Source organism: Mucilaginibacter litoreus, from assembly GCF_042676805.1.
GTDB classification, from domain to species: Bacteria; Bacteroidota; Bacteroidia; order Sphingobacteriales; family Sphingobacteriaceae; genus Mucilaginibacter; species Mucilaginibacter litoreus.
Genome location: NZ_JBHTHZ010000014.1, coordinates 601,204 through 625,627, shown reverse-complemented (window position 1 = coordinate 625,627; position 24,424 = coordinate 601,204). Strand labels below are relative to the sequence as shown.

21 protein-coding genes are annotated in these 24,424 nt (G+C 41.5%); 6 read left to right on the top strand and 15 right to left on the bottom strand.

The window, feature by feature from the left end; translation table 11 throughout:
* Nucleotides 1–16 precede the first annotated feature (16 nt).
* Nucleotides 17–2,422, bottom strand: coding sequence for a TonB-dependent receptor domain-containing protein (locus ACFQZX_RS18595; RefSeq protein ID WP_377118239.1), 2,406 nt, complete (start codon nt 2,420–2,422; stop codon nt 17–19).
* Between the two features lie 122 nt (nt 2,423–2,544).
* Nucleotides 2,545–3,309, bottom strand: a complete 765-nt coding sequence (gene map / locus ACFQZX_RS18590; RefSeq protein WP_377118237.1) for a type I methionyl aminopeptidase — start codon at nt 3,307–3,309, stop codon at nt 2,545–2,547.
* An 87-nt stretch (nt 3,310–3,396) separates the two neighbouring features.
* Between map and ACFQZX_RS18585 the strand changes: the two genes are divergently transcribed.
* Nucleotides 3,397–4,236 (top strand): helix-turn-helix domain-containing protein, encoded by an 840-nt coding sequence (locus tag ACFQZX_RS18585; protein ID WP_377118235.1) that lies wholly within the window; start codon nt 3,397–3,399, stop codon nt 4,234–4,236.
* 62 nt (nt 4,237–4,298) lie between these two features.
* Here the strand turns inward: ACFQZX_RS18585 and ACFQZX_RS18580 are convergent, their stop codons facing one another.
* From ACFQZX_RS18580 to ACFQZX_RS18535, 10 genes are all read right to left on the bottom strand, one after another.
* Nucleotides 4,299–5,138, bottom strand: a complete 840-nt coding sequence (locus ACFQZX_RS18580; RefSeq protein ID WP_377118233.1) for an endonuclease/exonuclease/phosphatase family protein — start codon at nt 5,136–5,138, stop codon at nt 4,299–4,301.
* Between the two features lie 22 nt (nt 5,139–5,160).
* Nucleotides 5,161–6,951 (bottom strand): RagB/SusD family nutrient uptake outer membrane protein, encoded by a 1,791-nt coding sequence (locus tag ACFQZX_RS18575; protein WP_377118231.1) that lies wholly within the window; start codon nt 6,949–6,951, stop codon nt 5,161–5,163.
* Nucleotides 6,952–6,988: 37 nt separating this feature from the next.
* Complete coding sequence (locus tag ACFQZX_RS18570; RefSeq protein WP_377118229.1) at nt 6,989–10,528, bottom strand: SusC/RagA family TonB-linked outer membrane protein; 3,540 nt, start codon at nt 10,526–10,528, stop codon at nt 6,989–6,991.
* 120 nt (nt 10,529–10,648) lie between these two features.
* On the bottom strand, nt 10,649–11,608 hold the full coding sequence (locus ACFQZX_RS18565; RefSeq protein ID WP_377118227.1) for a FecR family protein: 960 nt from the start codon (nt 11,606–11,608) through the stop codon (nt 10,649–10,651).
* Between the two features lie 72 nt (nt 11,609–11,680).
* The gene (locus ACFQZX_RS18560) at nt 11,681–12,289 is read right to left on the bottom strand and encodes an RNA polymerase sigma factor (RefSeq protein ID WP_377118225.1); all 609 of its coding nucleotides are present in this window, start codon (nt 12,287–12,289) and stop codon (nt 11,681–11,683) included.
* Between the two features lie 185 nt (nt 12,290–12,474).
* Nucleotides 12,475–12,702, bottom strand: coding sequence for a hypothetical protein (locus tag ACFQZX_RS18555; RefSeq protein WP_377118223.1), 228 nt, complete (start codon nt 12,700–12,702; stop codon nt 12,475–12,477).
* 1 nt (nt 12,703) lies between these two features.
* Nucleotides 12,704–13,288, bottom strand: a complete 585-nt coding sequence (locus ACFQZX_RS18550) for a hypothetical protein (protein ID WP_377118221.1) — start codon at nt 13,286–13,288, stop codon at nt 12,704–12,706.
* Nucleotides 13,272–13,751, bottom strand: coding sequence for an RNA polymerase sigma factor (locus ACFQZX_RS18545; RefSeq protein ID WP_377118219.1), 480 nt, complete (start codon nt 13,749–13,751; stop codon nt 13,272–13,274). The genes ACFQZX_RS18550 and ACFQZX_RS18545 overlap by 17 nt, the downstream gene beginning before the upstream one ends.
* 151 nt (nt 13,752–13,902) lie before the next feature.
* Nucleotides 13,903–14,988 (bottom strand): DUF6515 family protein, encoded by a 1,086-nt coding sequence (locus tag ACFQZX_RS18540; protein ID WP_377118217.1) that lies wholly within the window; start codon nt 14,986–14,988, stop codon nt 13,903–13,905.
* A 119-nt stretch (nt 14,989–15,107) separates the two neighbouring features.
* The gene (locus ACFQZX_RS18535) at nt 15,108–15,677 is read right to left on the bottom strand and encodes a thiamine pyrophosphokinase (protein ID WP_377118214.1); all 570 of its coding nucleotides are present in this window, start codon (nt 15,675–15,677) and stop codon (nt 15,108–15,110) included.
* Between the two features lie 66 nt (nt 15,678–15,743).
* Here ACFQZX_RS18535 and dinB point away from each other — a divergent pair, with 66 nt between their 5' ends.
* Nucleotides 15,744–16,841, top strand: coding sequence for a DNA polymerase IV (gene dinB, locus ACFQZX_RS18530; protein WP_377118623.1), 1,098 nt, complete (start codon nt 15,744–15,746; stop codon nt 16,839–16,841).
* Nucleotides 16,842–17,340: 499 nt separating this feature from the next.
* Nucleotides 17,341–18,636, top strand: coding sequence for an ammonium transporter (locus ACFQZX_RS18525; protein WP_377118212.1), 1,296 nt, complete (start codon nt 17,341–17,343; stop codon nt 18,634–18,636).
* A gap of 62 nt (nt 18,637–18,698) precedes the next feature.
* On the opposite strand, the gene ACFQZX_RS18520 is transcribed toward ACFQZX_RS18525, so the two are convergent.
* A complete protein-coding gene (locus ACFQZX_RS18520; RefSeq protein ID WP_377118210.1) occupies nt 18,699–19,871 on the bottom strand; it encodes a PepSY-associated TM helix domain-containing protein in 1,173 nt (390 codons plus the stop codon).
* Between the two features lie 108 nt (nt 19,872–19,979).
* Between ACFQZX_RS18520 and ACFQZX_RS18515 the strand changes: the two genes are divergently transcribed.
* Entirely contained in the window at nt 19,980–20,504 is a 525-nt protein-coding gene (locus ACFQZX_RS18515) for a 5' nucleotidase, NT5C type (protein WP_377118208.1), read from the top strand.
* On the opposite strand, the gene ruvC is transcribed toward ACFQZX_RS18515, so the two are convergent.
* The gene (gene ruvC / locus ACFQZX_RS18510; RefSeq protein ID WP_377118206.1) at nt 20,505–21,101 is read right to left on the bottom strand and encodes a crossover junction endodeoxyribonuclease RuvC; all 597 of its coding nucleotides are present in this window, start codon (nt 21,099–21,101) and stop codon (nt 20,505–20,507) included.
* 10 nt (nt 21,102–21,111) lie between these two features.
* Nucleotides 21,112–21,759, bottom strand: coding sequence for a leucyl/phenylalanyl-tRNA--protein transferase (aat, locus tag ACFQZX_RS18505; protein WP_377118204.1), 648 nt, complete (start codon nt 21,757–21,759; stop codon nt 21,112–21,114).
* Between the two features lie 51 nt (nt 21,760–21,810).
* Between aat and ACFQZX_RS18500 the strand changes: the two genes are divergently transcribed.
* Both ACFQZX_RS18500 and ACFQZX_RS18495 read left to right on the top strand, forming a co-directional pair.
* The gene (locus ACFQZX_RS18500; RefSeq protein WP_377118202.1) at nt 21,811–23,190 is read left to right on the top strand and encodes a DUF1800 domain-containing protein; all 1,380 of its coding nucleotides are present in this window, start codon (nt 21,811–21,813) and stop codon (nt 23,188–23,190) included.
* A 1-nt stretch (nt 23,191) separates the two neighbouring features.
* The gene (locus ACFQZX_RS18495; protein WP_377118200.1) at nt 23,192–24,388 is read left to right on the top strand and encodes a DUF1501 domain-containing protein; all 1,197 of its coding nucleotides are present in this window, start codon (nt 23,192–23,194) and stop codon (nt 24,386–24,388) included.
* Nucleotides 24,389–24,424: the final 36 nt, after the last annotated feature.

Below are 24,424 nucleotides of genomic sequence, written 5' to 3'. Positions count from 1 at the left end.
AGTTTGTTGGTTTATATTATTTAGTAATGAAATAGCGTAGTTTTAACCATACCGAGCGCCCGGGCTTTTGTAACCTGAAGTTGTCGTATAAAAGATTATCAGTCAGGTTGCGGCATTCCAGTGAGACATTGTATTTGCCGTTTCTAAGGCTGTAATCGGCAGAAACATTGTGTGCGATCTGGCGAGGTATCTCATCATCATTACCAGCGCCTAACTGATTAGGCGTCAGGTAATAATTCTGAACAACGTTTAAGCTATAGTTGATGCCAAGGCGGTTGTTTTTTGCACCAACATCAGGTATCTGCGCGCCTAAATTGAAATTACCGAACAGGTAAGGAATATTTGGCAGGCGATAACCATAATTTTGATTTTTTGTGACAATGGTACCGGAAAGATTACTGCTTTTCAAAAATTGCGTACTGTCAACTATGTTCTGATAGGTTGCATTAACACTTGCATAAATCAATCGTTTCCATGAGTATCTTATCTCACCTTCTACACCGGTAGTAACTACCTTACCCACGTTAGTTAACTGACGACCAGTCGGCTGATTTTGCCCCTGAAACGGGCGTATGTAATCCCTGGCATTGCGATAAATAAAATTACCTTCAATATCTACCCGGTGGCTTGCCGATTGATAAGCTGTATAAATAGCGCCCACGTTGAAGTTATGGCTGCTTTCCGGATTTAACCGGGGGTTTGCAATTACATATAAGCCATCGCCTAATATTTCAGATGCATCCGGCATACGGTATGCTTTTTCGTAAGAAGCTTTTACCTGCAATTGCGGCAACAGGTAATAAGCGCTGGCCGCACCGTAACCAAGATAGTTTTTATTGGTAGATACCACCTGGAAAACAGGATCGAGGTTTGTAGAAACGTTTTCTGCCGATTTGGCTTTAAATAGATAAGCCTTTCCAAATACATTTGCCGTAAAAGCACCGTAAGTAGCCTGCCAGCTTATACCCATATTTTGTTTGCGCACTCCTTGCGGAAACTCATAAATAAGGTTTTTATCCGGGTCTGCTGCATCACTGCTTTTCCTGGTAAAATCAGAAAGGATGTAGTTATATGTAAATGCGTGATGATCGTTTAATTTATAAGACAGGTTTGCGGTAATCAACGCTTCATGATCTTTATTTTTAAGTAAAGAAAAACCTTGTTCACCGCGACCACCATTAGAAACCAGCTGAGTTTCGCGCAGCCAGTTGTACCTATAGCGTGATGTATCTATAAACCGGTTGTTAGATATGTTATAAGCCGAGTATAGATTCAAATCCAAGCCCTTAGCCAAAAAGTTATATTTCTGGTATTTAAGTGTTGGTATTATCGTATTGCTTTTTGTGGTACGTTTACCATAAACCTGCTCCATGGTAACACCGGTTTGTACATCCTTATCGTTCCCGGATGCTAATAATCCTAATAATAATTTATCTGCATAGCTGGTTCCACTAACCCCAACTTCTATCTGCCCACCTGCCGATTCGTAATTGTCATGAAACCTTTTCACATCCCGTGCAGGGAGTTTTTGATTGGTTTCAAAATCAATCGGCTCTACTCTTACTTTATAATTATTATCCGAATAGTTGTAGAAAGCATTTGCCCTTACCGTAAAATGCGTTTTAGGGTCATAATAACCGGCGCTTATTGCGGGGCGGTGAGTATTGAAAGAACCAACCGAGTACGATACATCCAGGTAATTTTTGTTACTGCGGGTAATTATATTTACCGCTCCGCCAAGTGCATCCGTACCTAAACCTACCGGAACAACACCTTTGTAAACCTCAATCCGCTCGGCAATGTTAACCGGAAGATTATTTAAGGTAAACGATGAGCCAAAATTATCCATCGGTATACCATCCAGGAAAAACTTTACCTGGTTGCCGCTGAAACCATTAAGTGAAAAATTAAAATTGGACCCTAACCCGCCTTCTTCGCGTATACGAACACCTGTGGTGCGGTTAAGTACCTGGTTTAAATCAGACGTGGTGTTGTATTGCGCTTTCAGATCGATGGCATTTACCTGGAACCCTTGCTCTTTAATTACCTGGGCTTTGGTTTTTCCGCTTACCTGCACTTCTTGCTGCACAGCAGAGTTCGTCAGTACTTTGCGGCCAAGTTTAAGCCCAGTAATACCAACGGTGATTTCAGTTTTCTCTGCTTTAAAACCAACACGGGTTATTTCCAACTCATATTTACCGGGAGGAACTGACAGGGTAAAGTGGCCTTCAGTATCCGTTTCTGTATGGTAGGGTGTCCCCTTAAGTACAACATTCGCCATATACACCGGCGTACCATCCTGGTCATAAACTTCGCCGGTTATATTTGGCTGTGTTTGAGAAAATGCGTTTAATGAAACAAATTGAAATAAAAGAAATGCTACCAGGAAAGAGAAATAACGGAACAAGTAGTCAAGGCTCATCTTTAATCAAATGTGCCGCAAATATATTTAATCTTATTTAGATTAAATATAAATAATTGATTTTATTGAATGAAAACCTTTCTTACAGCATTAAATAGCATTTGGTCAGCGCTTACAATAGTTTATTCCCAAACGCCATTTTTCTCAGTCAGTATGATGGGCAAGTCATCAGTAACAATTATGGTATGCTCATGCTGTACTGCAAAACCACCTTTATCGCCTACTAATGTAAAACCATCGGGCTGTTCTACAGCCCAGGACGAGTTTGTTGTTATGAATGTCTCAATCGCTACGACGGTGTTTTTTCTGAATCGGCGTTGGTCAAGTTTGTCTTTGTAATTCAAAAGCCCGTCGGGCTGCTCATGCAGGCTTTTGCCTATGCCATGGCCTCCCAGATTCTTGATCACTTTATAACCGTTTCGCTTGGCTTCGTTTTCTATAAAACCACCAATCTCATTGATCTTAACCCCGCCTCTGATTGCCTCAATAGCCTTTTTAAGTATCGCCCTGGATGTATCTACCAGGTGTTGTTGCTGATGGATATCCCTGCCAACAACAAACGAGCTACCGTTATCAGACCAGTAACCGTTTAGTTCGGCAGAAACATCGATATTCAACAAATCGCCTTCCTGGATAATTTTCTTATCTGATGGGATACCATGACATACTTCATTATTTATGCTTATACACGTATGCCCCGGAAACTGGTAAACCAAATACGGTGCAGACCTTGCGCCAAACTCACTAAGTAGCGCCCCGCCGTAATCGTCTAATTCTTTGGTGCTCATCCCGGGGCGTGCAAAGGCGTGCATTTGCTTTAATGTGGATGCAACTATATCGCTGATCATTTTTAATCCGGCGATCTCTTCTTCGTTTGTTATTATCACAATACCTGCATTATAATTTATCCTCAAAATTAGTCACTACAACCCCTGGCCAACAGTATAATTTGGACATTTACTACCTTTGTTCCTGTGCCCATCAATTTTTTTAAAGATATAGCTTACCCGCATGATGATCATGTTATCAAAATTGCACCTCCAGATTCGGTAAAGGAGTTTGTGGAGGGTTACTATTTGTTTAACACCGGTCGCTTAGAAAAAAGGGCGTTATTTTTTAACGATGGCTATCCTGTTATTGCTTTTATGCAAAGCCCGGATGAAAAAATGAAGTTAAGTATAGAAGGAACAGCAAAGCAGCTTGACAATATTTGGGTTTGTGGAGGTATGCTGAACAATGTTTATTGCGAGTCGCCTGCATCTTACGGTAATTTATTCGTTGTTCGCTTTTACCCGTTAACTTTTTTTAAACTGTTCGAAGTGCAGCATAATTGCTTTGAAGAAGATCAGGTTTTCAACTTGTCGGAGATTGTTGGGACCGGTATTAAAGAGTTGAATGATGGATATTATAATTCTTTATCTATTGATAGTCGAATAGAAATAATTTCCGGTTTTATTGCTCAAAAGGCTAATTCCTGTTCTTATCCTAAGCTATTAACAGATCTTCTAAATTACATAGACCGGCAGGATGTATTTACCGTAAAAGATCTTCAAACAAAATATGCTACCCGTTTAAATTATAAATGGCTGGAGCGTAATTTTAAAGCCTTTACAGGTCTTTCTCCTAAAAACTATTTCCTGATCAAGCGCTTTTTGAACGCTTATTTAGACCTGCATTCATACACATCAAAAGATCTTATTCAAGTGGCCATTGATAATGGTTATTACGATGATAATCACCTTATTAAAGACTTCAAGCGATTTGCGGGAATTTCTCCTAAAAAATACTTTCAAGAGATTAATAAATTTAACTAAAATTCGCAATAACAGAAAAGCCTCCCTATTGAGGAGGCTTTCAGAGAAAAAGAAAAAACAAATTAGAATGTTAATTCAGTTAGCACCGGGAAATGATCTGACGGGAATTTACCGCGGTAGCTGTCAGTTAATATACCCCAGCGTTTAACATCGGCTTTTCCGGTTATAAACACATGGTCAATAATACCATCCTTATTTAACGCCCTGCCAAAACTATTAAAAGAGGCGTTAAAAATATAAGGGGCCTTTGCCAGGGTATAGGTATCGGTTAAATAACCTGAAGTAGCCAGGCGCTGGTACCAGGTGCTGTTGTGGTCGCCGTTAAGATCGCCGGTGAAAATAGCTTTTTCGTTGCCGGCAATCTCTTTTATTTTTTGCAAAATCAGCTTACCGCTTTCTTCGCGGGCTATCTTTCCCTGATGGTCAAAGTGGGCATTAAAAAAGTAAAACTTTTTTTTGCTTTGCTTATCAAGCAGGTATACCCACGAGCATATACGGTTGCAGCAGGTAGCATCCCAGCCTAAACCTGGTTTGTCAGGCGTTTCAGACAGCCAGAAATCGCCTTTCTTTAACACCTGAAAACGATCTTTTTTAAAGAAGATAGCCGAGTGTTCTCCACCATCTTTGCCATCATCACGGCCAAGGCCATAGCGCTCATATTCTGGCAGGGCGTTGCTCAGATCGTCCAGCTGATTTTTAAGGCCTTCCTGAGTGCCTAATATATCAAAATCATGAAAACGAATCAGGGCTGCCGCCACCGGCGCGCGTTTAACCCATAGGTTGCCGGTATCACGCGGGTTATCAAAACGCAAGTTGAATGTGCCTGCAATTAAGTGCTGTGCCTGTGTGGCACCACAAACCAATAATAGCAGTAATGTGATATATAAGTTTTTAAATTTCATTGTGTTAAACATTAATAATTAATTACCAGCCCGGATTTTGCCCAAGCTTGGGGTTGATCAGCCTGTCTGCTTCAGGTATCGGATACAAATAGTATTTATCATCCCATTTGCGCTGTACGTTTGAAAGCCAGGTAAGCTCGTTATCACTATTAAGGCGCTGAGGATTAACAGATCCGTTTGCAAGATTATCGCCAACGCTCACATAGGTAACCCCCTTTACAGGGTCAGATGGCATGGTACGATAAAAGGCAACGTCCGGTTTACCATCAGCATTCAGGTCAAGCGGGGTATTAAGTTCAGGCACGTAGAAGCCATTCCAAACCTGGTCCATCAGCGGGCCGCGCTTCCAACGAACGATGTCATAAAAACGAAAACCTTCAAATACCAGCTCAATACCGCGCTCTCGCCTGATCTCTAATAGCGAAGGATCGGTTATGCCCGGGAAATAGTTAGTTTGCAGGTACTGATCAATAGTAGTTGGCCTGGTTGCTGTATTACCGGTTATACCTGCCCTGCGGCGTAATGCCCCAACGGTCATATTCCAGTCGGCGTCTGTAAAAGTGCCTAACTCCGCTTTAGCCTCGGCATAATTCAGCAATACTTCGGCGTATCTTATTGATGGTATCGAGTTGGTATTGCGTGATCCGCCATCCATAGATGCATCATCCTGAGTAAGCTTTATTGGCTGATAACCGGTGTAGGTATATGAGAATACCGGTGGTGCCGCCTCCTGGGTTGCACCATTTAAACGGGTATAATTGCCCATGCGTATGGTTTGCTGCAAGCGCATATCACGGCCTTTAACCTCTTCTACAAAAGGCATGGTTTTATAACCTGGGGTGGTGGTAAATGGCGTACCATCAATATTCAGATAAGTATTAACAAACGTGCGTATCAGGCTAAGGCGGTCGCCGTAAGTGGCGCTTGTCCAATACCAGTTTGCATCATTAAAAACCCCTAATGTAGGGTCAACAACAGCTGCCAGTAACACCTCATTAGTGTTTGGAGTTGTACTGTTGAACAGCGCACGGTAGGCTTTATCGGTACCACCTGCTGTGTTCAGGTTAAATGTACCCGCATCTATAACTGTTTTTGCCGCATCGGCAGCTTGCTGCAGTAGGCCGTTAGCTGATGAACCTAAATCATATTCGGTATGATATTTACGGAAAGTACCTTCAAAAAGGCACACCCTTGATTTAAACGCATACACGATATTTTTAGTAATCTGTGTGCGCGATGCATCATTTGTTGTCAGGATATTCTTGCTGGCATAGTCAAGATCAGCGATGATTGAATCAACAACAAGTGTACGCGGATCACGTGCTCCGTATAATTTAGGATCGTCAATATCCATTGCCGAATTTATCCATGGTACATCGCCAAAACGCTTCAGCTTATCAAAATAAAACCAAGCCCTGAAAAAACGGGCTAAACCATTAAAATGGTTGCGCTGTTCTACCGATACATTTGTCCTTACGTTATTAGCTAAGAAATAGTTTATATTACGCAAAGCGTTCCAAGTCCAGCCGGTACTTTGCTGCGGGCTGTAAGCTCCCGGCCTTAAAAAATCGGGGACTGAAGTACGGGCGGCATAGTCTGCCATAGCATCGCCACGTACCAATGCACCTGCATCAGGCAGTATCTCATAAAAGGAATTGGCATACACCTGCAACCCATTTACACTACCGAATACAGCAGGGTTTGTTGCACTGGATTGAGGCACCTGATCAAGTTTTTTACAGCCAGTGGCTATAATACCTATTACTGCTAATGAAAACAGTAACCTGGTATATTTAAATTTTATTGAAAACATATTTAACCTGATTAAATTGTTTGTTAGTTATTTTAGATTAAAAGGTTGCTGTTACACCAAGTGTTATGCTTTTAAGTATAGGGTAATTGTTACCGTTACCGCTGCCACCGTCTGTTAACACCCTGTCAGATCCGTTAATGCTTTCAGGATCGATATCCTTGGTGATCTTGTAAAGCGGCGACCATGTTAACAGGTTCTCGCCGGAAACGAATACCCGCAGGTTGCTCAGTTTTATTTTTTGTATAAGCGGCAAAGGCAGGTTGTAGCCTATTTGCACATTTTTAAGGCGCAGATAAGCTGCGTTTTGCAGATACTTGGTTTGTGCCTGTGTTAATTCTCCAGAGCCGTTTTGCGCCGAATAACCACGATATCGTGGGAAATAAGCATTAGGGTTATCTTCGGACCAGATGTTACCTAACATGGATTGAGGTATCTTGTTATATGGCCTGTTGTATTGGCCCCAGAACACGCTGGCCTCAGCACCCGGGTACCAATCCCGTTTACCAACACCCTGCAAGAAAGCCGAGAAAGAGAAGTTGTTCCAGTCAGCATTCAGGCCTATTGAATAAACATAACGGGGAGTTGAATTACCTATTACCCTGCGGTCACCCGGATTATTTGCGGTTTGCGCGCCGTAATCTATCACACCATTACCATCCAGGTCGGCAAATTTAATATCGCCCGGTAGTAACTGGCCTGTGGTTGATGCCTTGGTAAGTATTTGTTTTGGCGAGTTGGCAATATCTGCAGCGGATGTGAAATAACCCAAAGTAGTGTAGCCCCATATCTCGCCAATGGTCTGGCCGGTGTAGTAATCGCTCAGTCTCTTATCGCTGTTGTTATATTTGGTAACTTTCGCCAGGTAATCAGACAAGGTAAGCCTTACACCATAGTTAAATGGCTTGCTGCCTACTTCGAAACGATCATGCCAGTTTACACTTAACTCCCAACCCTTGTTTTGCAGGTCGGCATAGTTACCTTTCGGTGGGTCGGCACCAAAAACTGCCGGTAGGGTTGGCCCTACAGTATACATGTTTTTAGTATCGCGTATATAGGCATCGGCACTAATGTTCAGGCGGTCATTTAACAAACCAAAATCTACACCGAGGTTTTTAATACGTGTTGTTTCCCAGGTAAGGCCATCAGGCAGCACCGGGCCAATACTTGTACGCTGTGGTAAAACACCGTTGATTATCCTGCCTGATCTTGTAATGCCAAAAGTTTCCTGAAACGCGTATGAGTTAATACTGCCATTACCTAATGAACCGTATGAGGCACGGATTTTTAAGTTGCTGATCAGATCTTTAGATACTTTAAAGAAAGGCTCCTCAGATAACCGCCAGCCTGCAGATACAGAAGGGAAGAAAGCATAGCGCTGATCTGAAGGAAATTTAGACGAACCGTCATAACGGCCGTTAGCTTCAATTAAATACCTGTCCTTATATGAGTAGTTTAAGCGATAAAAGCCACCCATTATCGCCCAGCGCTCCCAGCCACCGGCTGTAGTGATCGATTGACCAAGAGCAAGGTTAATATCAGTTGCATCTTCCTGGATTAATCCATTGCGCAATGCCGATAAACGCTCAAAGGTTGATTGCTCATAGTTGTAGCCAGCCAATGCCTTAAAATAATGTCCGCCTTTTAGTTTAGGCTCATACTCGCCATAAACGTTGGTAGCAATATAATTTGTACTCTGATCGATCTTTTGAAGATCGTTATAGGCTGTACCAACGTATTCTATTACTCCAGGCTTACGGCTATAAGGTACCGGCACACGTTTCTGATCCTGATTGTTATCTGTGTTCTGGAAGGTAAAGTCGCCTTTTACACGGAACACATTGTTTAAAAAGCGCGCGTTAAAACTGGTGGTATTACGGAACACACGATTATTCATATCGATACCATTTTTACCATAATAGTAGTCACCTACAGAGTAAGCTGCCGAGTAAGTCAAAGTTCCGTCGGGGTTAAACAACGGCACCATGGTATGGCCTTCATCCGCAATGTTGCGCCATATACTACCTCCTTCGCCTACGTTAAGCGGATTGTGGTACTTCATGCTTGAGTAATCGGCATTATTAGCTATAGTTAACCAGGGGTATACCTGTAAAGAGCCTTTAGCCCTTAAGTTGTAGATGTTATAGTCATCACTATTATACCTGAACAAGCCGTCTTGAGAAAAATAACGGCCTGTGATTAAGAAATCGGCCTTGCCGCTATTACCAGAAATAGCCAGGTTATGCTCACGGGCACTGTTGTGATCTTTGTAAAGCAATTTATACCAGTCGGTATCGCCATAGTATTCATACTCGCCGGCAGCATTTACAATGGTAGTCGGCAGCGAGGGATCCTCATTATGTCTTTTAAGTTCTTCCAGATAGGCCTGAGAAAACTTTACCGTCTTATTGATGTTTTGCGGGGTTTGCGAATAATCGTTCCAGGCGCTCCAGGCGTCATTGAACATGGTGGCAAATGTGTATCCGTCTGTAACAAACTTAGGTACAGTAGTTGGGCTTTTTATCGACTGATTGAAAGAGTAAGTTACGCTCGTTTTTTCTTTCGAAGGGTTTTTTGTTGTGATCAACACAACGCCGAAAGCACCGCGCGCGCCATAGATTGCAGCAGAAGAAGCATCCTTTAATACCGATACGCTTTCTACGTCGGCCGGGTTAAGGCGGCTTGGATCACCTTCAACACCATCTACCAGAACCAGCGCGTTACCACCCTGACCAATTGAGGTGGTACCACGCACATTGAATGTTGGCGATTGTATTGGCTTACCATCCAACGGAACAATGTTAAGATTTGGGATAGTTCCCTGCAGCCCTTGCGCAAGGTTAGGTAAAGAACGGTTTTCCAATACCTTTGAGCTCACCTGATCTACCGAACCGGTAAGGTTTGCTTTTTTTTGCGTACCATAACCCACCACCAGCACCTCTTTTAAAGTACCTGTTTGGGCGGTAAGTACAATAGTATTAAGCTGAGTGGTTTCACCAGCCTTTATACGTATACCTGGTGTACGCTTTGTCTCATACGTAATAAAACTTGTAACCAGTGTATATAAGCCTTCTTCAGCCTCGATAGTGAACGAGCCATCGGCCTGTGCCTGTACACCTTTGTTAGCTTCCAGCAGCATAACGGTAGCGCCAGGCAAGGGCTCACCCTTTTCATCAACAACCTTACCCGAGATCCTGCCAGGGGCAGCAATTGGTTTTCCCTGTTTTTTAAACAGGGTAATGGTACCTTGCACTTCTTCTTTAAAACCAATTGGCGTATTGCTCAATAGTTTTTTAAGTACATTGTAAATGCGTTCGTTATTAAAATTATAATTTTTAACGCTGATACCTTCAAGGTTAACCATTTGCGGGTCATAGGCAAAATCTACCTTTCCGGCTTGCTCAACTTTTTTTAATGAGGCGGCAAGCGTTTCATTTTTTAATGAAACGCTCACACGTTTTTCAAAAATCTGCCCGGCTGATGGTGAAGCGCTTAGCACTCCCGAGCACATGATTACTGCGGTGTAAATCAGAAACGTAATACGCATAGCTTTATTTAAGCGACGTAAATTTTTTTTCATACATTTGATTTCTTTAGTGAAAATTTAATTAAGTAACTAAGGGCAAAGCTGTTAGGGCTCAATCTGTCAGCTATGCAGGCACAGGCCGGGGCTGCTTCAGTTCCGGCTTTTTTTATTCTATCAATAAATAATTACTTCATCATCATTCCTCCTATAATGGTTTTGATGGACAGAGCAGATGACACGCAATGTTTCTTCAAGCGTGCGCGATGTATTGATATTTATGTTATAGCGATAATTACCGGTAGCTTTGTTTTTACTTACGAGGTTAATCCCATAAGTATTTGCTACGGCAAAAGCCAACTCTTTAAATGTTGCTTCATTAAAAATCAGCTTACCTTCTGTCCACGCCCTTGCTGATAAGCCATTGCTGCTTACAACCTTAGCATTCCTATTGGCCGGATAGTAGTTTACCCGCATGTTGGGTGTAAGCAAGGCAACCTGCCTTTTATTATCATTAACCTGCACCTTGCCCGTGCAAACTGTAACACTGCTTTGTTTTAATTGACTGTACGACCTTACATTGAATGACGTGCCAAGCACGCGGGTAGTAATGGTTGGTGTTTTTACAAAAAACGGCCTTTCAGGATTTTTTGTAACCTCAAAAAAAGCTTCACCCTCGTCAAGGTAAACCCTGCGTTGCCGAGCGTTTTGAAAATTATCACCAATGCGTAAAAGGCTTTTAGCGTTTAGCCACACCCATGAACCATCCGGAAGAGCAATCTTTTTTATTTCTCCCGCCTTAGTTTGGATCGATGTAAAACTTTCACTGTTTTTGGCTGATATAACTGATGGTAGATCTTTTTTGCGGATAAGTAGGGTAATGGAAACAAACGCTATAGCTATTATAGCAGCATAACGCATTAACCTGATAACACGTACCTTATCACTCCGATGATGAATGGTGCCTGATAAACGTGCATAAATTTCTGCCTTTAGTTGCTCATTATCAGCTGCACTATCGTTGGCCGGGCTATCTGCGTAAGATGAATACCAGTCGTCAACCAGGTGTTTTTCATCATCGGTAATATTTCCGCTGATGTAACGGTCAATCAGATCTTTGAGCTCGGCTGGTGTCATGCAGTAATTATGCGTTTATAATCAAGTTGCACAACTACCGCATAACTACTTCAATTTTAAATGAACATTCCGTTAATTTTGTGTAAACAACAGTGCTATTAGGCTAAAGCAACCTACATAACGCTCGGGATATTCTGTTTTTATGCGTTTTTTAAGGCGCTTAATTGCCTCGGTAATATTATTTGATACCGTTTGCTCGGCCAGATTAAGGCTGCCGGCTATCTGCTTTACCGAATAGCTGTCGTTTCGAAGCAAAAAGCTTGTTTTCATATTTTGCGGCATTTCATTTACCTCTTCGCTGATAATGCGTTCCAGATCAAAATAAGAAGATAAATTATAATGCGAATGCATCAGCCATGAAATTCGTTCAAGTGCGTTGTCAAGTACCTGTTGTTTGATATTTTCGGACCGGTAATGGTGCAGTACTTTCATTTTCACGGCGCCATGCAAATATTGTTTCAGGCTGGTCGTAATTTCAAACTTGCTCCGTTTTTGCCAGATGTCGATAAAAACATTCTGTACAATATCTTTAGCAACTTCTTCATCATTTACCCTGCTGTAGGCTGCATGGTAAAGGGCTTTCCAATAATTGTTGTATATGCGGTCAAAAGCTAAAACGTTATCATTTTTTAGCAGCTGTAGTAACTCTTCTTCACTATCCACTTGATTACTGATTTGCATATGGCAAATTTAGCAGCGGTACATAAAGTGAATGTTAAATCTGAAACACTGATGCAGTTTTATTACAGCACATGGTCAACTATCAACCCAAAGTAAGGTTCCTATATTTTATCTCGCTTTGTAATTGCAATAAGATCGTATAATTAGAATATTAGTTTTAAACACATATTTGTCCGCTCCAAATATTAGCGTTTACCTGAGGCGTTTATTCGCAACGGGCATTTCGAATGTTTTTTTGCCGGCTGTATCTTAACCAGTGCAATAAACTCAAGTGTAAGGCCCAGGCCAGTTAAAAAGCCTCTTAAATAATCAGGTAGTGAAAACTGGCGGCTGATAATAGGGGTAAGAATCGTTATCATTAAGCCTGTAATAAGATAAGCCAGGGCGGGTTTTAAAATGTTGCTTATTTTCATGTTATTGAAGTTGCTTTAATATTATTGTTAGCCGGTCGCGGGTAGCGTTTAGTTTTTCGGTGTCTTTTTTAAAAGATCGTGGCCGCACAATAAACCAAAGCACACTTACATAAACCAGCACGGTAGCGTAAATTATAATTAGCCATAAAGGGTGTGTATAGGTAGGCTCGTAAAGGTATAAGAGCAGCCCGACTGACCATAGCAAGACAAGGACTAACATAGTTTTTTTGTAATAGAACATTTGATTTTGACGGGTTTGCTCTATAAAGGCGAGGAAATCCACGTTATTATAATCATCCAGCTGATAAAAACGGCCAATCGACTTTAAGTTTGTTGCTGCCAGCAAAAGGCTCGCAATAGCCATTAATCCACCACCTATGTACGTTATTGATAGCTTAAACTGAGTTGTGACTAATACTGTAATAATTATTGATGACAGAATGTTAGAAGCTATAATTATCAGCCATTTTTTCCGCAGTTTCTGGTTCCGAAATCTTTTAATCAGATGCAGCATTTCCTTTGATGTTGGCAAGACATCCGTTTTGGCGCTGAGCCAAATTGCTTGTATATCAACTGAATTGTTCATTTGCTTTAAATTTAAGTGCCAGCTTTTCTTTTATCCGGTGGATTTTAACTCTTATATTTCCATTACTTAACCCTACAATGGCAGCAATTTCAGCCTGAGGTAAACCTTCAAGTTCAAGGGATATGATTATTCGCTCAGCTTCTTCCAACTCAGCGATACACAGGTATAAATATTTTAGCTTTTCTTCAGGCGACTCATTTTCAATGTCGGCTAAATGGAAGGGTATTTCCGCCAAGGGCATACGTTTTGCTACCTCTAAAGCACGCAGACAGTGGTTTGTTGCTATCCTGAATATCCAGGTACTCAGTTGTGATTGTTTACGAAAATTGCTTAAGTTTTTCCATACAGAAATAAAAGTTTCCTGAACCAGATCTTTTGCCTGTTCAGCATCATTAGTATATCCTAAACATACCCTGTATATCTGCGGAGCGTATCGGCTGTATATATCTTCAAAGTTTGTCATACTAATAAGCCCGGCACATTATTTATATGTGAGGGGTTAGATACGGAGCTTAAATAAATGTTACACTGCAATTTAATTGCAATGTATAATAAAAAAAACGCCTTTAGATTACTCTAAAGGCGTTTTTTTATTATTACTTAAATATTTCTGGTTATTCGCCTGATTCTTCAGCGGGATCTTCATCTGTTGATAAGCCTACAACTTTATAAACTTTTTTATTGTCTTCATCCCGTTGCTCCTGGAAATAGGTACCATCTGGCGATACATAAAGCTTTTCGCCATTCACAGTTATCTTACGGCTGTCCTCTGGCAATGTGGTTAATATATCACCTACCTGGTAAGGTTGCTGGTAATCACCATCCTGGCCTTCCGCGTTGCCTGTTTCTAATTGTCCGTCTTTACCGGCTACTTCGTAAACCTGGCTGCCGTCGTCTTTAGTAACTGCCCTGTAATAAACACCGTTCGATTCGTAGAACTGCTCGCCATTAATGGTTATAGGCTCGGCTTTAGATGGTAAAGAGTTTACCTGTGCGCCAACCGGTGGTTCAACTACAGTATACTGGTTGTTATCATATTGGTAATACAACCCATCGCTGTAATAATACTGGTAATTATTCCACCAGAATGGATAGTAACCAACCGGCAATACGCCTATGCTGAAACCTATACGTGGCAGGTAATAAGCACTATAGTAACCACGGTAATTGTAAAAACCATAATTAAAGTAACGTGGGCCATAATAACGATACCTGTAACCATTGTATGAACGGTATGCATAAGCGCGGCCGTAATAACCCCTGCCATAACGGCCAAAACTTGATGGACGGCCGGCATAAGGGCGACCTACAGACGGACGCCCAAATGAATTTGGACGACCCGAAAAGCCATTAGGGTGGCCTACACCAGCTGATGGACGGTTAAAGCCCCCCGAAGGCCTGCTCATGCCTGCCTGCGGGCGATTGAAGCCTCCTGAAGGACGGCTCATCCCTGATGAAGGCCTGTCGAAGCCACCGGATGGACGGCTCATGCCTGCAGATGGCCTGCTAAAACCACCGCCTGATGGGCGACTAAAGCCGCCTCCGCCACCACCCATCGATGGGCGGCCTCCGCCACCACCAAAACCACCGCTTGGGCGGCCTCCGCCGCCACGATGCTGAGCGTTGGCAGATAAGCCTAAGCCGGTCATCATGATACCGCTTAAGGCTAAGGTTAATAATTTTTTATATGCTGTCTTCATTTTGAATTTATAATCAGCAGCTTTTTTATTGCTGTTGTATTGTATACTTAAGACTGAAAATAAGCTTAACGGTTTAATTATGTATTAATTATTTTTTCAATCCACTAAGTTCACAACAGCTACATTTCCTCTGCAATAAAGATAAATGGGCTATCAAATTTCAACGATAAAAAACCATCCTGTATTGTAGTTATCTTATTACCTTCCCGTTGATAATAGCCGCTTATACTAAGGCCGGTGCTATCAGTTAATAATTGTACAATATCACCTGCTGGTTTCCATTTGCTAAAACCACTTGTTATGGCATAAGTTTTTTGCCCGCCAGAGTAAATAACCTGGTTTATTTTGTCAACAAATTCTTCAAAATCCTTCAGAACAATATCATCTGCAACCACATTTACTGCCTTATAGCCGCTATGGGTAAGATAGCCCAACGCAGCCTGGATTGCCGGCTCCGAACCTGGTGCAATACGTTTAACATCAGCCTGTAGCGCTTCGTCAATAGTATCGGCAATTATATAATCTATTTTTATAACCTGCGCATTAAGTTGTTCTGCAACATCCGGAACGGTAATTACTGTAGGGCTCCATTCCAGTAACTGCCCGAGTAACTCGTCAGAAAAGTGTTTAAGGCCAAGTACCACAAGGGCTGGCTCTTGTTTTTCGCGAACAATATGATGAGAAGACATATATCGGTTACTGTTTGCCAAAGGTAACTTAAATTAATAGTTTTGGTTGAATATAACGCCAAAGCAATGCAGGTAAAGCGGAAAATCATCCATATAGATATGGATGCATTTTATGCATCAGTAGAACAGCGCGACAACCCGGAATATCGTGGAAAGCCTTTAGTTGTTGGCGGCTTACCAGAGGGCCGTGGCGGTGTTGTTGCTACCGCCAGTTATGAAGCCCGCAAATTTGGTGTTCGCTCGGCTATGCCATCCAAACAAGCCTTAAAACTTTGCCCGCAAGCCATATTTGTAAGGCCAAGGTTTACAGCTTATAAAGAGGTATCACAAAAGATCCGTGAAATTTTTAGCCGTTATACAGATCTGATAGAACCGCTTTCGTTAGATGAAGCCTACCTGGATGTAACAGCCGACAAGCAGGGCATAGGCTCGGCCATTGAGATTGCACAACAGATAAAGCAAGCAATTAAAACCGAGCTTAACCTTACCGCATCCGCCGGGGTATCGGTGAATAAGTTTGTAGCTAAAATAGCCTCAGACATGCAAAAGCCTGATGGGCTTACTTTTATTGGCCCTTCATCTATTGAGCGGTTTATGGAACAGCTTCCTGTAGATAAATTTTATGGAGTAGGAAAAGTAACTGCTGCCAAAATGAAGCAGCAGGGATTGTTCACAGGCGCTGATCTAAAGTACTTAAGCGAAGCAGAGATGATTTCGCGCTTTGGCAAGGCAGGCGCTTTTTATTATAAAATAGTGCGCGGCATTGATGACCGAGAAGTACAACCACACCGGGAAACAAAGTCTGTGGGAGCCGAGGATACTTTTGCGTTTGACTTAACTATAATTGAGGAGATGAACGCCGAACTGGAGAAATTAGCTCAAAAAGTGCACGAACGCCTAATAAGATATAATTTAAAAGGCCGTACTGTCACTATAAAAATAAAATACAGCGATTTTAAACAAATAACCCGAAGTATTTCGCTTGCAGAACCGACAAACGCTTTAGAAACAATTATTAAATCGGCAAAAAACTTATTAAATGCTTCTTTTACCGATGATTGTTATATCAGACTATTGGGTATAACCGTTTCAAATTTTCAAATCTCACAAAATCCAAACGTTCTAACTTCAGATCAGCTCGATCTTTTTACCAATTATAAATAACTTCGTTATACATTTCATGCTAATCATAAACTAACTTGTAAAAGGATTACATCTTCTAAGTATTTGCTAATAAAATCAATTTTTAATTTTTATATCTGAATATTTTGCAAAAATTTTTAATAAAAAAGGATTTTTCTTGATAAAATCATTTTAAAATTATTATTTTAGCATAAGAAATTTAATAAAAGAATAATTTGACTTCATTTAAGTGAGTCTATTTTGCAAAAACAGAAAACAAAAGCGACTTTTTTTAAAAATTTACACTGAGCAATAGAATTGAGAACAAAAAAGCTGTGAGGATTTATAAAAATTAAGTTTTATTTTAATATTTCAACCAAATACAAATACTATAACACCGGGACGATTATGCCAAACTATTATTAGGCTGTACAGCAGCGATAAGCCGCCGTACAGCTAATAAAACGCAGCGATTATAAAAGATTTTTACTGACTAACTAATACTAACTAATTGATTAACTAAACTTTATTAACTAACAAAATGAAAAAAGTTTTACCTTTTCTGATCCTTGTTATCGTGGTGATACTTGCACTTATGTATCCAGGTAACAGCGGTGCCGCCAAACCCGCCGAATTTAACTCGGCAGATGTTGCATGGTTATTGATCTCAACCGCCCTAGTGTTATTAATGACCCCCGGTCTCGCCTTTTTTTACGGCGGTATGGTTCGTAAAAAGAATGTGATCTCTACAATGCTGCAAAGCTTTGTTTGTATGGGTCTCATCACCATTATCTGGGTAGTTTTTGGTTTCAGCCTTGCATTTGGCGAAGACATAGGCGGCGGCTTTTTAGGCAACCCCAAAACGTTTTTCATGATGCAAAACACCATTGGGGTAGCATGGGGCACAATTCCGGTAATTTTGTTTGCAATGTTTCAGTTAAAATTCGCTGTGATTACACCAGCCCTTATTACCGGTGCATTTGCAGAGCGTATCCGTTTTAACTCGTACCTGATATTTATAACGCTGTTCATCATTATTATTTATGCCCCGCTTGCGCATGCTACCTGGCATCCTGATGGATTCTTCTTTAAGATGGGCGTGCTTGACTTTGCCGGCGGTACCGTTGTGCACATGTCGGCAGGATGGGCAGCTTTAGCTTCTGCACTGTATTTGAAAAAACGTAACGAAGTGCCAGAGTCTCACGTACCCGCGCGCATCAGTTACGTAATATTAGGTACAGGTTTACTTTGGTTCGGCTGGTTTGGCTTCAATGCCGGTTCAGCTCTTGGTTCTGGCGAATTGGCTGCAACGGCATTAGCTACTACTACCACAGCATCAGCAGCCGCGGCTATGTCATGGATATTTTTCGATATGCTGAGAGGTAAAAAACCATCTGCTGTAGGCGCTTGTATTGGTGCTGTTGTAGGCTTAGTTGCCGTAACTCCTGCCGCTGGTTTTATTACGGTATCAAGCTCATTAATTGTGGGCATTGTAGCAGCCGTGGTAAGTAACCTGGTAGTAATCTGGAGAAGCCGTACTAACATAGACGATACTCTTGACGTATTCCCATGCCACGGTGTAGGCGGTATGATGGGTATGCTGTTAACCGGTGTTTTTGCTACTAAAAGCGTTAATGCTGCCGGTGCAGAAGGTCTATTTTATGGCGAGACATCTTTATTTGTAAAACACCTTATAGCGCTGGTTGCCGTATCAGCTTTCGCTTTCATAGGTTCTTTTATCCTATTGAAAGTAACTGACCTGATCAGCCCGCTGCGTGTTACTCCTGAAGATGAACTTGTTGGTTTGGACGTTTCCCAACACGATGAAGAATTGTAACTAACTTAACTACATACTAACTAACGGGAAAGGGGTGCTATAGCATCCCTTTTTTTGCATTATTAAACGCCCTGCATTTGTTTTTTATGTGTTTTGTGATGAACAGCCCCTCTGATCTTTCTTGCCTTCGACTTGGTCTTTTTCCGTTTACCCAACCAAATTATAAAGCCCGTAACAGGCAAGCTGGCGCAAATTAAACTTGTGATAAATGCAATGATCTTGCCCGGAATACCGATTATCTGCCCAACATGTATATCATAGTTCATTTCATTTAACTTGAGGCCGGGGCTTTTTTTATCATAAATGTATTCCTTTAATAATTTGCCGTTGTACTTGTCAAACTCAAAGCCATCCGCATGTGAATAGTGCATTGACTTAGCGTAAGCCCCCACACCAATAGCACCAGAAACAGCAGGATCATTATGTATCATATACATTTGCGCCGCAGGCACATGCTGCCTTGCATAGGCAAACGCAATATCTACAACAGGCTGCTTAGCTATGCCTGTCAGCTTCAGCGAGTCTGACTTTGGCTCTTCTATTTCATTTTTAACATCAGTACCCAGGTTAGCTACATTATATATACCCTTGCTTACGGGCTCAAATGCAATTGCAAGGCCTGTAATAGCCAGTATCAAAGCAATTGATGTTGCGTAAAACCCTAAAACGTTATGCAAATCATAGTTTATCCTGCGCCAGCGGCCGCCCCACTTTATTGTAAAACTGCGTTTACGGTCGCTTTTACGTTTTGGCCACCAAAGTATAATACCTGTTATCATGATAACCACAAAAATGATAACTGCTATACCTACTACCCATTTACCTATTGCTGGCGGAAGCAACAAATACAGATGCAGGTATTCTACAATAATAAAAAAGTTGGTCTGTGGATTTTCATGATAGGTAATTTTACCCGTGTAAGGGTTTAAAAATACATATTCGTACCCCCCATTGCCCACATTAGCCAGCACACTGGCAGGCCGGTCAATACCATAATATATAATAAAATCTGGTGAAGCTTTCGGAAAATCCTTTTTTACCGCATCAATAAGCGCCGATGGTTGCACATAGCCCCTGCTTTGCGGTTCTACATGCCGATAGCTGTACATAGCATCCTGTATCTCGTCCTGAAAACAAAAGATACATCCAGTTATACTTACTACAAATACAATGATACCACTTATAAAACCAAGCCACCGATGGCAAAAGAGAATAACTTTTTTAAGTGGAGACATGAAATTGATGTTATTAAGACTAATTATAAATAATAACAAAAATACATTCGGCTGGCCTTATTTCCAAAAATATATACACGGTTAACACACTGCGGATATATTTGAAACATGAAAAGAATAGCTATTGACATGGATGAAGTTGTGGCGGATGCTCATGGCCGTTTTGCCGAATGGTATAAACGCGATTATGCCATTGAGTTTACACCCGAGCAATTATCGTCAAATAAAATTGAAGACCTTTTTTTGAAAGAACACCATCACCGCATCAGAGAATATGTTTTTCATGACGACTTTTTTAAAGACTTATCCGTAATACCAGGTTCCAAAGAGGTAATACGCGACCTGCATGATAAGTATGAAATATTTTTTACTACGGCTGCTATGGAGTTTCCCAATTCCTTACTGCCTAAACTTGCCTGGCTTGGCGAACATTTTCCATTCATATCCTGGACCAACATTGTGTTCTGCGGGGATAAAAGTATTATAAATGCCGATTATTTGATTGATGACAACGTACGTAATTTTAAAGGCTTTGTTGGCCAGGGGGTACTTTTCACCGCATCCCACAACAGGAATGTTGAATGGGATGTGCGCGTTAACAACTGGCAGGAAGTAAGAGCTATGTTTTTATAGTTATTTACCCGCTGGCTTTACTATGCGCGTTGCGTTATCTTTTATGAATGTTTCCCAGCCCGAATAAGTCTTTTTGCTTTTACCGCTTTTAGTAGCCTTAGTATTTATTTTTTGAAACGAATGGCAAACAGCCACTGCCAGCCCATCCGTAGCGTCTAAAAAGTCGGGCGTTTCGCTAAAACTTAGAAGGGTTTGCAGCATAGCAGCAACCTGCTCCTTAGTAGCGTTACCGTTACCTGTGATGGATTGTTTTATTTTACGGGGCGAATACTCTGTTATATCAATACTTCTTGAAAGCGCAGCAGCCATACAGATACCTTGTGCCCTGCCCAGTTTTAACATTACCTGTATGTTTTTACCATAAAAAGGGGCTTCAATAGCCAGGCAATCGGGCTTGTAATTATCAATAAGCGCTACTGTTTTTTCGAAAATACGCTGCAGCTTAAGCATGTGGTCATCAAGCTTATCCAGCTTTACCACACCCAGGCTTATCAGTTCAACTTTAGGCCCTTTTTCAATCACCAAACCGTAACCCATAACAGCGGTACCCGGGTCGATACCTAATATTACGCGTTCTTTTACATTAGCCTGCTCCATCAGCACAAAGCTAAGCTTTATTAAGGTTGGTACTATGCAACAACTGCATATAATCTTCGCGGGTGATCATTCTTGCGCCCATAGATTCGAGGTGCTCTGTATGTACCTGGCAATCTACAAGCTGAAAATCTGTATGAGTACAAAGCCATATGAGCGCGCTTTTAGAGGCGTTACTTACTTTGCTGAACATACTTTCGCCGCAAAATACTTTGTTTACCGCCACGCCGGATAAGCCCCCTGCCAGTTCCTCATCCTGCCAAACTTCAACAGAATGTGCGTAACCAAGTTTATGCAAGTTAATATAGGCCGATTTCATTTCTTCGGTTATCCAGGTACCATCCTGCCCGGGGCGCTGCATCGTTGAACATGCATGTATCACTTCAGCAAAGCTTTGGTTTGATGTGATTGTAAACGCTCCGGATTGCAAAACCTTACGCATGGATTTTGATATAACGAGCTCATTTGGATATAGCACAAACCTTTCATGCGGCGAATACCACAAAATGGGATCATCTTCGCTAAACCAGGGGAATATCCCATTCTGATAAGCAAGCAACAACCGCTCAGCCGAAAGATCACCGCCTACCGCGAGCAAGCCATCCTCTTCGGCCAATTGCGGGTTTGGAAAAATTAAGCGCTCATCAAGCCTGAATATCATCGGCGGTAAATTTAAGATTAAACCCACAAGTATCTATCATGTCATACAATAATGAGCGATATCAGTAAAATAAAACACTTGTACGCCCGGGCCGGATTTGGCTTGCAAGTAAGCCATATAAAAATGGCTGAAAGGCAAACTTTAGAAGAAGCGATTGAGCTGATTTTTAAATCGTCTGAAGTTAAACAGCCATTATCGCTTTTCAAACAAAACATCAACTATAAACAGATCAGCAAGACCGATTCGCTAAGCAAAAAGATGTTCTTAAAACAGCAAAGGCAAAAGGAAAAAGAGTTAAACCTTGCCTGGATAAATCAAATGAGCAGTACAAATGCCATATTGCGTGAGAAAATGACGCTGTTTTGGCATAATCACTTTGCCTGCCGTACACAAAATCCGTGGCACGCACAGCAATTAAATAATATACATCGTCAATATGCACTTGGCAATTTCCGCACATTGTTGCTTCAGGTATCACAGTCGCCCGCAATGCTGCAATTTTTAAATAACCAGCAGAACAAAAAAGGGCATCCCAATGAAAACTTCGCACGTGAACTGATGGAACTTTTCACCATTGGTCGTGGTAATTATACCGAGCAAGATGTAAAAGAATCCGCAAGGGCCTTTACCGGCTGGGGGTTTAATAACAACGGCAACTTTATCGAGCGCGGTTTTCTTCATGACGACGGATCCAAAAAATTCATGGGTCATGCAGGCAGTTTTAAAGGTATAGATATTATTAATATGCTGCTGGAAAAAAAGGAAACAGCCCGGTTTATATCTGCCAAGTTATACCGCTATCTGGTAAACGACACACCTGATGCAGTACATGTTAATGAAATGGCCGATGTATTGTATAATAACAATTATGAAGTTGCGGCATTGCTGCGCTATGTTTTTAGCGCCGATTGGTTTTACGCGCCTGCCAACACAGGCAATCTTATTAAATCTCCGATTGATTTACTTGTTGGCCTTAACCGGCAGTTTGATATAAATTACGACAATCCGGATATTATGATGCAGTTTCAGCGTGCATTAGGGCAGGTGTTGTTTTACCCCCCGAATGTAGCCGGCTGGCCGGGCGGCCGAAACTGGATAGACAGCTCGTCATTAATGTTTCGTCTTAAGATACCGGCTACAATATTAAATAACGGAATCATTGATTTCCGGGGCAAGGCAGATCCTGAAGACGAAGCTTTTTTAGCGGTTATGCCTAATCAACCTAATAAAGTAAAAGAGCAAGCCCTTAGCCGGCCCCATTGGGATAAACTTACCGGTGCAATCTATAAAGGCTTATCAAATATGGATATAGCGCAAACTATTATAGCTCCTAAATTAAGCAGCGGTTTAATGTCAATTATCAAACAATCGGCTGATATGAAAACAATGATCATAGAGTTGGTTTCTACACCCGAATATCAATTATGTTAATATGAACAGACGCGATTTTTTAAAACAAAGCACGCTGGCATCGGGCGCATTCCTGATACCATCGTTTGTAAAGCCGCTCGAGGTGATGGCTCCTTCGCAGATATCTGGCTATAAAAACCTCGTAATTATACAATTATCCGGCGGTAACGATGGCCTTAATACTATCGTTCCCTATGGAAACGATATCTATTATCAAAAGCGCGATACCATCGCCATTAAGCAACCGGAAGTTATTAAACTTGATGACATGCAGGGCCTAAATCCAAACCTTAGCGCACTTAAAGAAATTTACGACCAGGGATGGATGAGCATAATCAATTCGGTAGGATACCCAAATCCCGACAGGTCGCATTTCCGCTCAATGGATATCTGGCAAACCGGTAGCGCATCAAATCAATTTTTAACAACAGGCTGGATAGGCAGGTATCTGGATGCAAACTGCACAACCAACAAAAGCCCTTTTACCGCCGTTGAAGTAGACGACACCTTGTCGTTGGCGCTTAAAGGCGAAAAATTGAAGGGAATAGCCGTGCAAAATCCGGCTAAACTATACCGTTCCACCCGCGAGCCGTTCTTTAAGCAACTGGTTGATGATCATCATGAGCATTTAAATGAGGACAACCTGGGATACTTGTATAAAACCATGATAGAAACCTGTTCTTCGGCCGACTATATTCAGCAAACGTCTAAAACGTATAGTACTAACGCCGTATATCCACAAACCGCTTTTGCTAATCAGCTAAAAAGTGTAGCTAAATTTATTAACTCAGGACTAAAAACCCGGGTGTATTATGTATCCTTAAGCGGTTTTGATACGCATACCACACAGCTTAAGCAACAGGGGCGGCAATTAAAAATCTATGGGGATGCTACCGCCGCGTTTATAAAAGACCTGAAAAGTAACGGCAGACTTGATGATACGCTGGTAATAACGTTTTCTGAATTTGGTCGACGTGTTGCACAAAATGCGAGTAATGGTACCGATCATGGAACCGCAAATAACGTTTTAATATTCGGCGGGAAACTCGGCAAAGCTGGCATTTACAACACCTCCCCTGATTTAACAGGCTTGGATAACGGCGACCTTAAATATGAAATTGATTTTAGAAATGTATATGCTACCCTGCTTGACAAATGGCTTGATGTAAGCAACAGGCAGATATTGAATGAAAATTTTGACGGTTTGAATTTTATATAAACCTTATAAATGATCCTCTGTTATTGCAATTATTGT

Bases quoted from the DNA above. Each gene is read 5' to 3' on its own strand.
- ACFQZX_RS18520 (WP_377118210.1), bottom strand. From the start codon at position 19,871: ATGTCTCCACTTAAAAAAGTTATTCTCTTTTGCCATCGGTGGCTTGGT.
- ACFQZX_RS18540 (WP_377118217.1), bottom strand. From the start codon at position 14,988: ATGAAGACAGCATATAAAAAATTATTAACCTTAGCCTTAAGCGGTATC.
- ACFQZX_RS18525 (WP_377118212.1), top strand. From the start codon at position 17,341: ATGAAAAAAGTTTTACCTTTTCTGATCCTTGTTATCGTGGTGATACTT.
- ACFQZX_RS18495 (WP_377118200.1), top strand. From the start codon at position 23,192: ATGAACAGACGCGATTTTTTAAAACAAAGCACGCTGGCATCGGGCGCA.
- ACFQZX_RS18545 (WP_377118219.1), bottom strand. From the start codon at position 13,751: ATGACAAACTTTGAAGATATATACAGCCGATACGCTCCGCAGATATAC.
- dinB (WP_377118623.1), top strand. From the start codon at position 15,744: ATGCAGGTAAAGCGGAAAATCATCCATATAGATATGGATGCATTTTAT.
- ruvC (WP_377118206.1), bottom strand. From the start codon at position 21,101: ATGGAGCAGGCTAATGTAAAAGAACGCGTAATATTAGGTATCGACCCG.
- ACFQZX_RS18565 (WP_377118227.1), bottom strand. From the start codon at position 11,608: ATGACACCAGCCGAGCTCAAAGATCTGATTGACCGTTACATCAGCGGA.
- ACFQZX_RS18515 (WP_377118208.1), top strand. From the start codon at position 19,980: ATGAAAAGAATAGCTATTGACATGGATGAAGTTGTGGCGGATGCTCAT.
- ACFQZX_RS18555 (WP_377118223.1), bottom strand. From the start codon at position 12,702: ATGAAAATAAGCAACATTTTAAAACCCGCCCTGGCTTATCTTATTACA.
- aat (WP_377118204.1), bottom strand. From the start codon at position 21,759: ATGATATTCAGGCTTGATGAGCGCTTAATTTTTCCAAACCCGCAATTG.
- ACFQZX_RS18570 (WP_377118229.1), bottom strand. From the start codon at position 10,528: ATGAAAAAAAATTTACGTCGCTTAAATAAAGCTATGCGTATTACGTTT.
- ACFQZX_RS18595 (WP_377118239.1), bottom strand. From the start codon at position 2,422: ATGAGCCTTGACTACTTGTTCCGTTATTTCTCTTTCCTGGTAGCATTT.
- ACFQZX_RS18575 (WP_377118231.1), bottom strand. From the start codon at position 6,951: ATGTTTTCAATAAAATTTAAATATACCAGGTTACTGTTTTCATTAGCA.
- ACFQZX_RS18500 (WP_377118202.1), top strand. From the start codon at position 21,811: ATGAGCGATATCAGTAAAATAAAACACTTGTACGCCCGGGCCGGATTT.
- ACFQZX_RS18580 (WP_377118233.1), bottom strand. From the start codon at position 5,138: ATGAAATTTAAAAACTTATATATCACATTACTGCTATTATTGGTTTGT.
- ACFQZX_RS18560 (WP_377118225.1), bottom strand. From the start codon at position 12,289: ATGCAAATCAGTAATCAAGTGGATAGTGAAGAAGAGTTACTACAGCTG.
- ACFQZX_RS18535 (WP_377118214.1), bottom strand. From the start codon at position 15,677: ATGTCTTCTCATCATATTGTTCGCGAAAAACAAGAGCCAGCCCTTGTG.
- ACFQZX_RS18550 (WP_377118221.1), bottom strand. From the start codon at position 13,288: ATGAACAATTCAGTTGATATACAAGCAATTTGGCTCAGCGCCAAAACG.